This is a genomic window from Paenibacillus sp. FSL L8-0340 (assembly GCF_038593145.1).
GTDB lineage: Bacteria > Bacillota > Bacilli > Paenibacillales > Paenibacillaceae > Paenibacillus_AQ.
The window spans coordinates 5,381,509-5,395,096 of sequence record NZ_CP151967.1 but is presented as its reverse complement, the minus strand read 5'-3'; the positions used below and the strand labels follow the sequence as shown (position 1 = coordinate 5,395,096).

The following is a 13,588-nucleotide window of genomic DNA, read 5'->3' as shown; positions in this document are numbered from 1 at the left end:
GTTAAGAACTATTTTATAATTTGAAGCTTAATAAATTGGATGAGATATATGGACGAAAAACGGATATACAAACCACTCGATGACCTCGCATCTGGGGGAAGTTGTAAAAAAAAGTATGTTTTTATCGGAGAGTAGGGCAAGTCATGAAACTTAGAGGGACAATGACAGAACAAGCATTTAGAGAAGAATTAAGCACCTCAAGAACTATTCTTTTCAATGATATATCCATGCGAAGATTTCTAAATATTATTAGAGAGGCCTTCCCTGCAATGAAAACAGCATACATCTTATATTGGACACCAGAGCAGGGGGAAGACATTATTACTTTTCTTGTGGACATACACTCAGTTATTAAGATTGAATTGGATCGCTACGATTTAAAAACAGCACCTATAGTTGATGTTTGTTCAAGGGACGTAGTAAGATAAATCAGCTTAAAATTGCCGTAGCTTTGGATTTAGCTAAGAACGATCTGGAATTTTGAAAAGAAGATTGTGATGTGATGTAAACGAAGAATATTTTATTAAAGGGGATCCGAATAAACGTCATGAGTATATTAGAAATTAATAGTATAATGATATATTTCTGAATAAATAGGGGAACAGACCGATACTAAGAATTCACAAAAGGGGGGATTAGGATGTTCAAAATTGGGGCGTTCGCGAAACTGAGCGGCGTGACGGTGAAGACATTGCGCCACTATGATGAACTCGGCTTGTTAAAGCCCGCGCATGTGGACGAAGAATCGGGATATCGTTTTTATACTGCGGAGCAACTGCTAACGATCCGCCGTATCGCAGGTTTCAAAGAGCAGGGCTTAACCCTTGAGAAGATGCGACCGATGCTCACCGGAACCACCTCTCTAACGAAAGCGGAGCGCACGTTGCTTGAGAAACGAAAGGAGCTGGAGCGCCAGATACAAGAGGCTCAGCAGCAAATTACGGTGATTGATGAGCGACTCGTGCGGATTAAACGGAATGAGGCGGTTGGGGAGGAAGGGAAGTTCTTGCTTCGAAGCGTGGATCCGGTTCTCGTCGCTTACGTCCGCGAGACTTTGCCAAAAAACCAACTGTGTCTGTTGCTCGACGAACTGAAGCAGTATGTCTGCTCACATGGGGAAGAGCCGGACCGTGAGATGACAATCGTCTGGCATCGGAGGAGCGATTGCGATGAAGAGCCTTCGGACATCGAGGTCGCTATTCCTGTCTCAAAACCGATTCCTAATAGCGGCAGGGTGAAGATTCACCAATTGCCCGGCATAAAGGAAGCTGCCTCTTTTACTCATCGATGTGACCCGTATAAGGATAATTGCAAGGCGAGCGAGACGCTACGGGCTTGGATTGCTGGCACGGGCTACCGGCCACTCGAGGCGATACCGGTTCGGGAGATTTATCTGACGTCGGATAAAGATATTTATGGTCAGCTACGTTTGGCAGAGGCGATCGTGCCGGTTGAACGAGTCTGAAAAAAGATTGGAGTACATTCCTTGACTCTCCCCTTATGAGGAGGGTTTATCATGGTATCAACCCATTATAAGGAGTGGATCTACATGAATTTGAAGCGTTTGGAAGGCCGAATCGCAGTCGTTACAGGAGCCAGCCGAGGGATAGGGAGAGCGATCGCGCTGCGTCTCGCCGCTGAAGGTGCGCTAGTCGCAGTACATTATCGCACACGGAGGGATTCGGCGGCAGAGACGGTTTCTGCGATCGAAGCAGCGGGAGGTACAGCTTTTGCCATCGGTGCCAAGTTGGATTCTCTGGAGGGAGTCGATCGACTTCTTCAGGTCTTGGATGAGGAACTTATCCGCAGAACGGGCATCAACCATTTTGATATCTTGGTTAACAATGCCGGCATCGGCACATCCCCATCATTTGAAGAGACGAGCGAAGAGGACTTTGATCGGCTGTTCGCGGTCAACGTCAAGGCGCCGTTCTTCCTCGTCCAGCAATCGATCGGACGTCTTCGAGACGGAGGTCGCATTATCAATATCTCATCTGGAGTGACACGAATTGCCTATCCGCATATCATGACCTACAGCCTAACCAAAGGCGCACTAAATACATTCACCCTACACCTGGCTCAGCTTCTGGGTCCGCGGGGTATTACAGTGAACGCTGTCATGCCCGGCATAATCGATACCGACGTAAACGCGTCGTGGCTACACACGCCCAATGGCCGTAAGTCTGCGGTAGAGATGTCGGCACTTGGACGCGTCGGCGAGCCTTCGGATATCGCAGACATCGTCGCCTTCACGGCGTCACCTGACGGCCGATGGATAACGGGACAAATGATCGATGCGACCGGCGGATCGCATTTGTAGACTATGTCAGAACAGAAGCTAAGGTGGACGAAAATACCTTCTATTTAACGTTGTTGGAGTTCGTTGTTGATTTATGAGGTCAGCCTTCGCGCATAGTTCTCTAAGATGAGACGCACAATATTAGGGTGATTTGCCATATCTGCATTGAGCTTATATGCTTGTGGCGTTGCAAGGCAGAATCATTCGAGAATAAGATGAGGAGGCGCTAAGTTCTAATGTCCAATAAAAAAAGTTACTATGCATTTGAGGATCCGCTTGGCACCAAAGTTGAATTTCAAGCCACTAGCTTACAACAAGCCATGGTGATTAAAAAGAAGAAGGCTCATGAACTGGGGATTCCTAAAGAGGCTTTTGAACTCACAAGCATACGTAAGAAACCAAGCCAGAGCGCATAAAGCTTGTAATGGAACCTTAGTGAGAAAGAGGAGCCAGCGGATAAATGACCGCTGGCTAGAAAGCTTATTCACCCGTTAGGGTGATTTTGTTCAAATATAATGGACAGGACAGAATGACTTCTAATCAGGCTTTACTGCGATAGGAAGAAGTTAACACACCGGTGCTATCCACAAGGCCTAGCTCATAAGCTTTTTGCAACGTGGAGAAACGAAACCTACTCTCAGCAGAAACACCATTGTGCTGTTCATATATACGATTGTTTGAAATTTCATCATTAGAAATCTGGCGCGCATTGTACGAATTTAATTGTTCGTCCTTCTGAATTGCTCCCATAAAATCATCAAAACTCATCGAATTGCTGGTATCACTTGTTTTAATGCCCCGTTCTTCATTTTGCACCCGATTTCCGATGACCAAATGGGCATAAGCTGACCATTCTGCTGTGGCTCTTCCATTACTTGCGGCTATATAAGACAATACCCTCTCTCCTTTCAAATAATGCAATAATACAAATATCGGAAAATATCATTTTATTGAACTACAATTGCTTTGAAACCGGCATAAGAAGTATAGGGTGTAATATAATTTTGAGCACTTGCAGTTAGTGTGCCAGTGCTAACATTATTGAGGTTAAAGGAGAGATAGCGATTCTCTCACCGTCAAGTTATCGCCCATGCCGGGCGCACACCCAAGAAACCCAAGGTCCTGTAAAGACCTTGGGTTTTTTGACAAGCTGTTGATCAAGTTTTCTCGCTTATGAAATGTTAATATGAATAGTGAGATATAAGCTTTTTGGACGTCAAAAAGGAGGAAACGTAAAATGAGCCAAAAGCATGGAATAGACATGTTCGAGGAATTGCGTTCTGAACTAATCGGATATTGTTATCGGATGACGGGGTCCATTTTTGAAGCGGAAGATGCGGTGCAGGATACGCTGCTCCGCGCCTGGCAGAACTGGGACCAGATTAGGCAGGATTCCTCCCGTAAAGCTTGGATGTATCGGATTGCCACTAATGTTTGTTTGGACAGGTTAAGGAATGCAAAGCGTCGGGCACTTCCGATGGATCTCTCAGAACCAGCGGCTATTATTATGGAACCAAGGGACAGCTTGCCCCGGAGCTCTTGGATCTGGCCGGCCCCCGATAACGTTGGTGACCCGGCCAATATCGTGGTTAGCAGAGAAACCATTCGATTATCTTTTATTGCGATGCTGCAAATATTGCCGCCACGGCAACGTGCCGTACTGATCTTGCTTGATGTCTTCCGATGGACGGCTAATGAGGCAGCGAATGCGATGGGGATGACCACGGCAGCCGTCAACAGTGCTTTGCAGCGGGCTCGCTCGACACTCGCTCGCTCGAATCTTCGGTCCGAAGAATTACAAGGGGGAGATGTCCCGGCAGATCAACAAGTGCTTGCAAATTATATGGAAGCTTTCGAACAGTACGACATCAATGCATTGTTAGCATTATTCCACGAGAACGGCAGCTTGTCGATGCCGCCATTTAAGATGTGGGTTCGTGGCAGCTCTAATCTGTCGTCATTCTACAATATTACACGCAGCCATTGTTTGGGTTCCAGATTGCTGCCAATTCGTGCTAACGGGGATAGTCCCGCTTTTGCTCAGTATGTACCCGCCGGACCGGATGGGCTGCTGGCTCCGTGGAGCATTCATATTCCAGAGATGGAACAGGGTAAGATCGCTCATATCCATTATTTTATTGACTCCGATTTATTTGTTCGATTTGGATTGCCGACAGGTTTGGACGCGAAGCAGGATTTTTCAATAGACCGATGAGTTTATGGTGCCCGGATCGTCTATACTAATGAACCACATTGAATCCAATCAAAATTTAAGGAGGAACAATCTTATGACGGTAAAACTTACCCCTTATATTACTTTGGAGGGCCGGGTAAAGGAAGCAATTCAATTTTATGAACAAGCCATCGGTGCAGAAATTCTCTCCATGGTGACTTACGGTGAAATGCCGGACATGCCTGGTACGTTCATTGACGATCTGAGTAATCTTGTAGCGCACGCCAAGTTAAAGGTCGGAGTAACGGAGCTCATGTTATCGGATGCTCCAGGGGGTTCGCCTAGTGAAAACGGAAAACGGGTCACCATCTGCATTACAACGAATGAAGTAGAAGAATCAAAACGGATGTATGAAGCCTTGCGGCAAGAGGGTCAGGTCAATATGCCGTTTAAAGAGGAACCATTCAGTCCAGGGTTTGGGGATGTAACGGATAAATTCGGCGTGACTTTTCAAATTTATACTGAAATTGAAGACTAAATTACGGATAAAGAGTTGCACCAGATGATGGTGCAACTCTCTTTTTTTGTAAATCTTGGATCTGCGTCGAAACCATCCGTGTTGTGCATAGTCGGTCTATGTTAAATCTTATTGTTGGGCATCCGCCCAAGCGTCCTTTCCGCGAATGCATATGATGATTATGCCTAATCATTGAAAGGAGCGATCATATATGGGATTTTTTCCAACGCCGGGAACCGGCGGAGGATTTCCTGGGGTCCCGGGAGGACCGGGGTTTCCAGGTGGAAGTCCCGGAGGATTTCCGGGGACTCCGGGACTTCCGGGGGGTGCACCGGGAGGCGTTCAAGCGCCGACGGCTCCTCCACCGCAATTCGTACCGCAAATGCCGGCTACCGCTTTTGCCATCGACCCCGGGGGAATCAGACGATGCCTGTTCCGCAACACATACATTTGGCTGAACAACGGCGAGCAATTCTGGTTCTTCCCGGTATTCGTCGGGCGTAATTCTATTGCAGGGTTCAGATGGACTGGTTTCTTCTGGGCGTACTTCGGCATTGATTTGAATCGGATTAGCTCGTTCACCTGCTTCTAAGGCAGATAACAAAGAGAACAGCCGCAGGCTGTTCTCTTTGTTATGGTACTTTAGTTGTCATCGTATTTTCCCGACCCATGGTATGCTGTTATATATTCTAATAGAAACTGACAAAAAAGCAGCCCAACTTTATAATTGTTTTATATATCCTATAGCAGCACTAACCGGGAGGACGGCATGCAATTTCAACCAATGTATTATGATGGGGAATTACTTCTACCGAAGATCGAATTAGATATGACAACGTACCAATCGATTGGCATTATAACCGACTTGAAGCGAAAGCAGCTTTTAATGGATCAATTAGTTGATCATTCCCGATATTATTTATTTCGGGCTGGGCAGAACGAGTATATGCGTTTAACGGTGGAAGAGCTAATCACTTTTCTAATCAGAGTAACGGAGAGGAATGAGCGTGCCGCTTCGTTGATCGATTATTTTGCTTTAAAAGAGGAAAGGAAGGTAAAAATCAAGGACCTAAGCTCATCAAGAAGGATGTATGTGACCTTGCTGCGTGTTTTTTTTGCGCATCAGCCTTCACTTGTACTGGAAGAACCCTATTTTTACTTAGAAGAGCAAGATCGCCGTCAATTTAGACGGATTCTAGATGACCTTTTGAAAGAGAAGCAAGTATTAATTTTAACTTCGAATTTAGAGGATGCACTTATTTCCTGTGATGCCATTTACCGGTTGAACGAGTCCGGATTTCATCCACTTGATATTCGGGATTCCGAAGAGGATAAGCAGGAAGTACAGAAACAAGACGAGGCCAATATAACCTTGCAGAAGATCTCTACCAAAAGAAATGACAAGGTAATTTTATTTAATCCGCCTGAAATCGATTTTATAGAAAATGTAGAGGGTTCGATCCTTGTTCATGTGGGCGGGGAAAATTATGACTGTACTTTGACGCTAAACGAGCTGGAGCAGAGATTGTTGAATTTCGGGTTTTTTAGGTGTCATCGATCCTACATCGTTAATCTGCAAAAAGTAAGAGAGATTATTACATGGACGAAGAATAGCTACAGCTTGCGGTTAAATACAGGCCAAGATGCGGTGGTTCCGTTATCCCGTTCAAAATTGCATGAATTAAAAGCACTTCTTAACATTTAATTTCCGGGGAAATGTCGAACCAATCAAGCATTGGGTGGTACCATTCAGACGATAATAGCTACATTTCGGCGGGTTTTGATGGCTGGAAGCATGCAATCTGTATATGTTTAAGCCATCAACGCTAAGGAAGTGGTGTGAATGGATGTTATCCAAGTAGAACGTATCCGCAAGAGATTTGGAAATAAGGATGCGTTAGCAGATGTGTCTTTTTCAATTCCTAAGGGAGAAATTTTCGGGTTCCTCGGTCCGAGTGGTTCAGGAAAAACAACATTAATCAAGATTTTAACGGCGCAGTTAAATCCGACAAGTGGACAGGCAAGTGTATTTAACCAGCCGGCGGAGATGATGCAGCAGTCTTCACAGAAGATGCGCTTTGGCATTTTGACGGATAACAGTGGTCTATATGAACGATTATCGGTTGAGGAAAATCTGGAGCTGTATCGTAAGTTGTATGATCTTCCCCGATCTGCGGTCGATAAGGTGCTGCAGTTTGTGAACTTAAGCGGAGAGCGCAAAAAGAAAGCCAATCTCTTATCGAAGGGAATGCGTCAGCGTGTTTTGCTGGCCTGCGCGATTATCCATGAGCCCGAATTGTTATTCTTAGATGAGCCTACTTCGGCTTTGGACCCGGTTAACACCGCACATATTTATAAAGGCTTGCGCTACTTAAATGAGAAGGGGACAACGATTTTTCTGACTACGCATGATATGGCTGAAGCAGAATTGATATGCAATCGTGTAGCGATTCTGTATCAGGGACAAATTCAAGCCATCGGCTCACCGAAGGAACTTAAACGGCAACACCGGGAAAACGTAATTTGTGTTGAATTAATTAATGGGGAAACTTACGAGCTCCCGATCGGTGAGGGAACGGCTGATCAAATCGCGGATTGGATGAGACAGGGGCTAATTGACCGGTTAGAAACGAAAGAGCCCAGTCTGGGTGATATTTTTATTAAAATGACAGGAAGTGAGCTACTATGAGTATCTCATTGAAACGTGTGCGGGCGATATTTGTAAAGGACTACAAGGAGTTTTCACGTAACTATGCGCTGTCCATTATGCTGATTTTCCCAATTATTCTTGCACTTCTTTTTCGGAAGGCTGGCGCGTCTTTGCCTGGAGCCAGCGGTTTTCTTTTTAATACTTCGTTTGTATTACTAACATGCTTCGCACAAGCTTGCTTGATTGCGGAAGAAAAGGAGCGTAACACTTTACGGTCATTAATGATGACTCCGGCCACGAGCCTGGATGTTCTAACCGGTAAAAGCTCTTTAGTCTTTGTGATGTCTGTTGTTGTTCTCGCTATTTCTACATTATTATTTGGCTATGAGCCAGCTAATATATGGGCGTTTGTGGCAGTGATCATTCTTTCGATTATCCTGTACACAGCAGCCGGGACCATCTGCGGTTTATTCTCCAAGACGCTGCTTGAAGCCTCATTATCCATACTCCCTGTGGCGTTCATATTTATGGGTGCACCGTGGGGAGCAGTACTAGAGAAGGATTACCCGGTCTTCCAAGTGCTGGATTACATGCCAAGCAGTCAACTGGTGCATTTTCTAGGGATAAGCAATACAGGCTTTACAACGGGAGATATATTAAAACCCCTCCTCATTATTTTGGTATGGACCGTTGTATTAACGATTGTGTCTGTTGTTTTGTATCAACGACGGTTGAAGGATGAGTAGAACTTGATGAAAATATGCCGTTACAGACAGCGCGGTAAACCGTATCATATTTCCTGCTGATTGTCGCATGCCGTAACAGGTCCGTTTATAGCGTCTTACAGCTCCTGTCTGCACTACTGGGCGGGGGCTACTTAATGTTCAGTTTGTCCAGAAACTTCAAGATTCCGTTCAAGCAATGACCCCACTCGTTGAGCCATAAAGGATGGAGGGAGAGGCATTCCATTCTTGAACCACCATTCCACTACCCCTACGATTGCTGCTCCTAAAAATTGAATCTCAACATTCTCACCGTCGGTTAATCCTTGATTGCTCCCTTCGGGCTCTTTGTTCTCTAATTCTTGGAGAAAAAACTCAAGGAATCGATTGCGGAAAAAAGGGCTTCCTTTACTCGCTAGCAACGCGGAGAAGAATAAAAAATGACTCTCGAAATATTCGAACCATAACAATCCCGCATCTACATAATCGGCGTCATCGTCTGTCGAATCGCAGAGTTCCCTAATATCGTCAATATGTTCTTCGATGAGCTTGTCCAGAAGATCAAATTTGTCCGTGTAGTGAAGATAGATGGTTCTTCGGCTAATATCTGCCCTGTCGGAAATATCTTGTATCGTAATCTGATCGAATTTTTTTTCAATCATCAGTTCAATAACAGCCACTTTTATTGCTTCTTGGGATTTACGTATCCTTCTATCTATCTTTAACACTTGAGAATCACCAGCTTTCTTATAAATAAATACACAATTATAAAGGATATGTGAACTAATGCACGGAACCTGCCTTTTTAAGAATTGTAGACTTTTTATTTCTGTTTACAATTATACATACATAGTTGCTTCTTAATACACTAATGTGCATTTAAGTCGGAGGGGAATATTTCAATGAAAATTGCTATTATTGGAGCAACAGGGGGAACTGGAAGGAAAGTGATGGAGCGGCGACGGGAAGGAGCTTTCCGCAGGCAATCGGTGGGCGATAGGCATGAATCGCCGCATCTTCTCGAAGGCGATCAAGGATAAGGGCATTGCCGAGCATGCGGTGCAACGGAGTGACCTGGATTGGGTCATTGTACGACCGGCGGGACTGAATGACGCGGCTGCCACTCTGAACTATACAGCAGGACCATCAGCACGCATCGCTCCGTTCCGGCCGCTGTCCTTCGCAGACTGTGCCGACTGCCTTGTGCGGGCGGCTACGAGTGAGCCAGCATGGGTCAGGAAGATCGTTAATGTTGGACAACAATAACATGTTGATTAGATTGGCAGCATGGGCAGCATTGCTTGAGGCTGAGCGGTGAGGCTTCAATGTGAAGTTCATCGTTAACGATGGACATGATTTGGTGAACTGAATGCTTATCAATCTTCAGGAAGGGATGAAAAAATAATGTTTTATGTTTTCCTTTTTTTAGTCGTATCAATCCTTTTAGTTTCATTGTTTATAGGTATACACCCAACGTTTGGCGGAAACTCAACTAAAAAACAAAAACTGGTGTATAACGGGTTTGATAATTTTTCTAATGGGAAATTTGTCAATCAGGTTCCAACAAAGATGAAGATGAGTGCTATGGATATCCTCTCTATGATTAAGGATTCTATTTCTGGAAGAAAAGATCGTAAACCTAGGGGTCCTATTCAGGTGCCAAACATTGATTGGAAACAAATAAAAAGTGAAGAAGATAGTTTAACGTGGTTCGGGCACTCTGCTTTCCTAATGAGTATTGATAATAAAAAGCTATTGGTAGACCCTATGTTAGGACCTGTTGCTTCACCGGTTTCCTTCGCGGGCAGCAAGCGATACGGTAAAGATATGCTGCATATTATTGATGAAATGCCATTTTTGGACGCTGTTTTTATTACACATGACCATTATGACCATTTAGATTATCAATCCATTAAAAGACTAAAAAGTAAGGCCGGTCATTTTTTTGTTCCTTATGGAGTAGGTGCCCACCTCAATCGATGGGGAATTACAAAAGAAAAAATTACAGAACTCAATTGGTGGGACGAAGTTGTGTTTCAAGGTTTAACTGTTGCTTTAACTCCCTCGAAACATTTCTCTGGTAGAGGAATGTTTAATCGCGATACTACCTTATGGGGCGGGTGGGTTATTCTTGGAAAAAATACACGTTTCTATACCAGCGGAGATGGAGGATATGATTCACATTTTAAAGAAATAGGAAAAAAATACGGACCATTTAACATTACTTTAATTGAAGGTGGTCAATATGATAAACGATGGCCTTGGGTACATATGACACCTGAAGAAGCGATTCAGGCTCATTTAGATGTAAATGGGAAGAATATGATGTTAATTCATTGGGGAGCTTTTACCCTTGCTTATCATGGTTGGACAGAACCGGTGGAACGAGCCTTAAAAAAGGCAAACGAAGCAAAAGTTAAATTAATTACCCCTAAAATCGGCGAAACTACTCCATTAATTGGAGAGTTTTCCGTTCCTTTTTCATCATGGTGGAAAATTTAAGTTGGGGAATTCTGATATTCTATCTACCGCTATATACTTTTTTATTGTTTTCATTTATAAGTCAACATTTTAAGAACTTATACTCAAGATTAATTATATATCCAATGGGCTTATTGGGTTTGTTACATCTTCTTGGGTTAAAGTATTTTTAAAGGAGAGTGACAAGAGATGAACAATAGAGAAAGATTTTCGAACCGGGTCGATTCATATTTGAAGTACCGCCCGAGCTATCCGAAAGAGGCTGTTGATTATTTGTACGACTTCGTCGGTTTGCGTTCGAACAGTAAAATAGCAGACATCGGTTCAGGTACAGGAATCTTTTCAAAGCTACTTCTGGAACGCGGAAGCAATGTGATCGCGGTCGAGCCGAATCAGGCAATGCGGGTAGCCGCCGAGCAAATGTTAGAAAGCAATCCGAACTTTCAGACTATATCAGGTTCTGCAGAATCTACTGGATTACCTGATCAGTCAGTTGAGTTTATTGTCTGCGCACAAGCGTTTCACTGGTTTGATCGCTTAGCAACGCAAACCGAGTTCCGTAGAATTCTACAGCCGGGCGGGAGAGTAATACTAATCTGGAATTCCCGTCTTACAAACGGTACTTCATTTCGTGAAGAGTACGATCAACTGCTTCATACATACGGAACAGACTACGAAAAAGTCAATCATAAAAACATTTCTCAGACGATGCTTCTCTCTTTTTTCAAGGAAGGTACGATGCATGAAGCGCGATTCAGAATGAGTCAGGAGTTCGATTTCGAGGGCTTGAGAGGCCGGTTGCTATCATCTTCCTACAGCCCTGTACCCGGGCATCCGAATTACAATCCGATGATGACGGAACTGCGAAATCTATTTGATAGGAATAATCAGGATGGTAGTGTTCTATTCGATTATGAAACTGAGATATTTTGGGGAGAAGTATAGATCAAGCTTCGATTATAGAGAATCATGGTTATTTAGATTTTTGGCTATGTTTAAGTACAATGTTGATTCTGGACATGAAAATAACCGCATTGTCTAAAAATGCGGTTATTTATGCTGGGAGCTCTCTTAAGTCATTATTTATTAAGCATATTGTATGGCTAATTCCTGATTTGAACTCAGCTTGACTCTTATTAAGATAAGCAAAAGGTGGCACAGCTTGTAGAGGAAAGGGCTGATGAAGAAGATATTGAACCTTATAGAGAAAAAAACGGAAGCTTCTTAGGAGAAGGCTGCCCAGCATCGCCTAGAAAGAATTGCTGCTGCACTTCAGCAGACCAATTATTGCGAACACACCCTATTCCGAGGCGATAAGAAACTTGGAAGACGTAGATGAGTGCTGGCGGGGCACGTACAGCGATTACGAATGCAACTCCATGGAACGTTTTGTGGAAGGGGCGGCTCATCTTACTGGTGGGTCCCCTGCTTTCGAGAATGACCGACTCAAATTCATGCTGGAAACTTTACAAGCGGTTCGGCGGAATGATACTGCTTTCAGTCTCATATATGATTTGCAAAAGATGCAACTTCATTTTACGTCGAGCCTTTATCCTGAATTGAAAACATTTCGGCTTAGTGAGGTGGATTTCTCCGCGCACGCAACGACAATGGCGTTGAACCTTCAGCAGCCGGCAGGTAATAGTGGAGATATTTGTTATGTGTCTACGATGCGAAATTGAACTATACCGTTGCAAATGCATTTTTCAGGGATCCCGCTCTAACTAGTGCGTTCGGATGGAATAAAACCGATGAAATGATTAACTTTTTCGCTGCATTTCCCGATCGCTTTCCAAGCAACGGGAAACGTTAGCTCAATAATAACAAGAAGGCAGCTGATCAACGAGATCGGCTGCGTTTGTTAAACTAAAAGGCAGATTAGTTTAATAATAGGCAAGTACAAAGACTAACAGCAACCCATTTATCAGGAGGCTGTTAGTCTTTGTTTTGCACAATATGAGATACACATGGACTACTGAAGACTGTATGATATCAACCAATTTATTAAGTATCACTGAGATAGGTAACAAGAAATGACGCGGCCACTGCTCAAACAGTCTCCTGAGCACTTGGCTTAACGGATAATATTTCCCATACGCTCATTAGTTGATTAATGGCAGAGTCAATTGACTCGTATGGAACATTGTCCCGGGCTTGTGTCGAGATTCCTCGAAGAAAGGTGTCAAATAAGGTGACTAGCATGGCAACATCCGTGGAATCAGGCAACTCACCATTTGCTACGGCCCTGTCTATACAATCGTGTAGCCAACTGCGGACCTTCTCACGCTCCTTGGAGAGCATCTCTCGTATGTGTTTATGCTCGGGAGAACAGGACACATCAGACAAGACTAGAAGACAGCCTAATGGGTGGGACTTCTCTGTTTGCATTTGTGCCGATCGCCTTAATCCCTGCTCAATGGCTTCCTTCGATGTTATGCTTGTATCCCTGAAACTTTCTGAAACCTGTCCATAAGTAGAGATATAATGATTCACTACTTCGCGGAACAGCATTTCTTTGGATTCAAATGCTGCATAAAAACTCGCCGCAGATATGTCTCCCATTGCTGCGCGCAACTGAGCAAGTGAAGTCGATTCGAAGCCATAATCCCAGAACAGTATCATTGCGGCAACAACCGCTTCGTCTCGATTAAATGATCGGGGGCGTCCCGTTCGTGGCATAAGATAACCTCCTTAATTAATTCTATACTATTCGATCCATAAATAATTGACAAGTGAATGTGTTATG

General features: G+C 44.0%; 16 protein-coding genes and 1 pseudogene. 14 read left to right on the top strand and 3 right to left on the bottom strand.

What is annotated here, in order from left to right; genetic code table 11:
- Positions 1–143: 143 nt before the first annotated feature.
- The 4 genes from NST07_RS24695 (at position 144) to NST07_RS24680 (ending at position 2,715) form a co-directional block, all read left to right on the top strand.
- The gene (locus NST07_RS24695; protein ID WP_342480323.1) at positions 144–428 is read left to right on the top strand and encodes a hypothetical protein; all 285 of its coding nucleotides are present in this window, start codon (positions 144–146) and stop codon (positions 426–428) included.
- A gap of 212 nt (positions 429–640) precedes the next feature.
- Complete coding sequence (locus NST07_RS24690; protein WP_342480322.1) at positions 641–1,465, top strand: MerR family transcriptional regulator; 825 nt, start codon at positions 641–643, stop codon at positions 1,463–1,465.
- 84 nt (positions 1,466–1,549) lie between these two features.
- On the top strand, positions 1,550–2,320 hold the full coding sequence (locus tag NST07_RS24685; protein WP_341097742.1) for an SDR family oxidoreductase: 771 nt from the start codon (positions 1,550–1,552) through the stop codon (positions 2,318–2,320).
- Positions 2,321–2,535: 215 nt separating this feature from the next.
- Positions 2,536–2,715 carry a hypothetical protein gene (locus tag NST07_RS24680; protein WP_341095057.1) on the top strand — a complete coding sequence of 60 codons (180 nt, stop codon included), beginning with the start codon at positions 2,536–2,538 and terminating at the stop codon, positions 2,713–2,715.
- 124 nt (positions 2,716–2,839) lie between these two features.
- Here the strand turns inward: NST07_RS24680 and NST07_RS24675 are convergent, their stop codons facing one another.
- The gene (locus NST07_RS24675; RefSeq protein ID WP_341095056.1) at positions 2,840–3,193 is read right to left on the bottom strand and encodes a hypothetical protein; all 354 of its coding nucleotides are present in this window, start codon (positions 3,191–3,193) and stop codon (positions 2,840–2,842) included.
- Positions 3,194–3,530: 337 nt separating this feature from the next.
- Here NST07_RS24675 and NST07_RS24670 point away from each other — a divergent pair.
- From NST07_RS24670 to NST07_RS24645, 6 genes and pseudogenes are all read left to right on the top strand, one after another.
- Positions 3,531–4,514, top strand: a pseudogene (locus NST07_RS24670) (sigma-70 family RNA polymerase sigma factor); the annotation flags it as partial.
- A gap of 73 nt (positions 4,515–4,587) precedes the next feature.
- Positions 4,588–5,010 carry a VOC family protein gene (locus tag NST07_RS24665; RefSeq protein ID WP_341095055.1) on the top strand — a complete coding sequence of 141 codons (423 nt, stop codon included), beginning with the start codon at positions 4,588–4,590 and terminating at the stop codon, positions 5,008–5,010.
- Between the two features lie 190 nt (positions 5,011–5,200).
- The gene (locus tag NST07_RS24660; RefSeq protein ID WP_341095052.1) at positions 5,201–5,581 is read left to right on the top strand and encodes a collagen-like protein; all 381 of its coding nucleotides are present in this window, start codon (positions 5,201–5,203) and stop codon (positions 5,579–5,581) included.
- Between the two features lie 177 nt (positions 5,582–5,758).
- Positions 5,759–6,694, top strand: a complete 936-nt coding sequence (locus NST07_RS24655; RefSeq protein WP_342480321.1) for a LytTR family transcriptional regulator DNA-binding domain-containing protein — start codon at positions 5,759–5,761, stop codon at positions 6,692–6,694.
- Positions 6,695–6,832: 138 nt separating this feature from the next.
- Positions 6,833–7,678: an ABC transporter ATP-binding protein gene (locus NST07_RS24650; protein ID WP_341095048.1), complete on the top strand. Its 846-nt coding sequence runs from the start codon at positions 6,833–6,835 to the stop codon at positions 7,676–7,678.
- Positions 7,675–8,385 carry an ABC transporter permease gene (locus NST07_RS24645; RefSeq protein WP_341095046.1) on the top strand — a complete coding sequence of 237 codons (711 nt, stop codon included), beginning with the start codon at positions 7,675–7,677 and terminating at the stop codon, positions 8,383–8,385. Before NST07_RS24650 ends, NST07_RS24645 begins: the two co-directional genes overlap by 4 nt.
- Positions 8,386–8,516: 131 nt before the next feature.
- Here NST07_RS24645 and NST07_RS24640 read toward each other — a convergent pair whose 3' ends face one another.
- Positions 8,517–9,089 carry a TetR/AcrR family transcriptional regulator gene (locus tag NST07_RS24640; RefSeq protein ID WP_342480320.1) on the bottom strand — a complete coding sequence of 191 codons (573 nt, stop codon included), beginning with the start codon at positions 9,087–9,089 and terminating at the stop codon, positions 8,517–8,519.
- A 274-nt stretch (positions 9,090–9,363) separates the two neighbouring features.
- Between NST07_RS24640 and NST07_RS24635 the strand changes: the two genes are divergently transcribed.
- The 4 genes from NST07_RS24635 to NST07_RS24620 all read left to right on the top strand — a co-directional run bounded on the left by NST07_RS24635 (position 9,364) and on the right by NST07_RS24620 (position 12,524).
- On the top strand, positions 9,364–9,627 hold the full coding sequence (locus tag NST07_RS24635) for an NAD(P)H-binding protein (RefSeq protein ID WP_342480319.1): 264 nt from the start codon (positions 9,364–9,366) through the stop codon (positions 9,625–9,627).
- A 138-nt stretch (positions 9,628–9,765) separates the two neighbouring features.
- Positions 9,766–10,863 carry an MBL fold metallo-hydrolase gene (locus tag NST07_RS24630; protein WP_342480318.1) on the top strand — a complete coding sequence of 366 codons (1,098 nt, stop codon included), beginning with the start codon at positions 9,766–9,768 and terminating at the stop codon, positions 10,861–10,863.
- Positions 10,864–11,031: 168 nt separating this feature from the next.
- Positions 11,032–11,787 (top strand): class I SAM-dependent methyltransferase, encoded by a 756-nt coding sequence (locus NST07_RS24625; protein WP_342480317.1) that lies wholly within the window; start codon positions 11,032–11,034, stop codon positions 11,785–11,787.
- A 377-nt stretch (positions 11,788–12,164) separates the two neighbouring features.
- Positions 12,165–12,524 carry a hypothetical protein gene (locus NST07_RS24620; RefSeq protein WP_342480316.1) on the top strand — a complete coding sequence of 120 codons (360 nt, stop codon included), beginning with the start codon at positions 12,165–12,167 and terminating at the stop codon, positions 12,522–12,524.
- Between the two features lie 367 nt (positions 12,525–12,891).
- Here the strand turns inward: NST07_RS24620 and NST07_RS24615 are convergent, their stop codons facing one another.
- Positions 12,892–13,521, bottom strand: a complete 630-nt coding sequence (locus NST07_RS24615) for a TetR/AcrR family transcriptional regulator (protein ID WP_342480315.1) — start codon at positions 13,519–13,521, stop codon at positions 12,892–12,894.
- Positions 13,522–13,588: the final 67 nt, after the last annotated feature.

Excerpts from the sequence above, each read along its gene's own strand:
- NST07_RS24695 (WP_342480323.1), top strand. The coding sequence starts at position 144 with ATGAAACTTAGAGGGACAATGACAGAACAAGCATTTAGAGAAGAATTA.
- NST07_RS24690 (WP_342480322.1), top strand. The coding sequence starts at position 641 with ATGTTCAAAATTGGGGCGTTCGCGAAACTGAGCGGCGTGACGGTGAAG.
- NST07_RS24685 (WP_341097742.1), top strand. The coding sequence starts at position 1,550 with ATGAATTTGAAGCGTTTGGAAGGCCGAATCGCAGTCGTTACAGGAGCC.
- NST07_RS24680 (WP_341095057.1), top strand. The coding sequence starts at position 2,536 with ATGTCCAATAAAAAAAGTTACTATGCATTTGAGGATCCGCTTGGCACC.
- NST07_RS24665 (WP_341095055.1), top strand. The coding sequence starts at position 4,588 with ATGACGGTAAAACTTACCCCTTATATTACTTTGGAGGGCCGGGTAAAG.
- NST07_RS24660 (WP_341095052.1), top strand. The coding sequence starts at position 5,201 with ATGGGATTTTTTCCAACGCCGGGAACCGGCGGAGGATTTCCTGGGGTC.
- NST07_RS24655 (WP_342480321.1), top strand. The coding sequence starts at position 5,759 with ATGCAATTTCAACCAATGTATTATGATGGGGAATTACTTCTACCGAAG.
- NST07_RS24650 (WP_341095048.1), top strand. The coding sequence starts at position 6,833 with ATGGATGTTATCCAAGTAGAACGTATCCGCAAGAGATTTGGAAATAAG.
- NST07_RS24645 (WP_341095046.1), top strand. The coding sequence starts at position 7,675 with ATGAGTATCTCATTGAAACGTGTGCGGGCGATATTTGTAAAGGACTAC.
- NST07_RS24635 (WP_342480319.1), top strand. The coding sequence starts at position 9,364 with ATGAATCGCCGCATCTTCTCGAAGGCGATCAAGGATAAGGGCATTGCC.
- NST07_RS24630 (WP_342480318.1), top strand. The coding sequence starts at position 9,766 with ATGTTTTATGTTTTCCTTTTTTTAGTCGTATCAATCCTTTTAGTTTCA.
- NST07_RS24625 (WP_342480317.1), top strand. The coding sequence starts at position 11,032 with ATGAACAATAGAGAAAGATTTTCGAACCGGGTCGATTCATATTTGAAG.
- NST07_RS24615 (WP_342480315.1), bottom strand. The coding sequence starts at position 13,521 with ATGCCACGAACGGGACGCCCCCGATCATTTAATCGAGACGAAGCGGTT.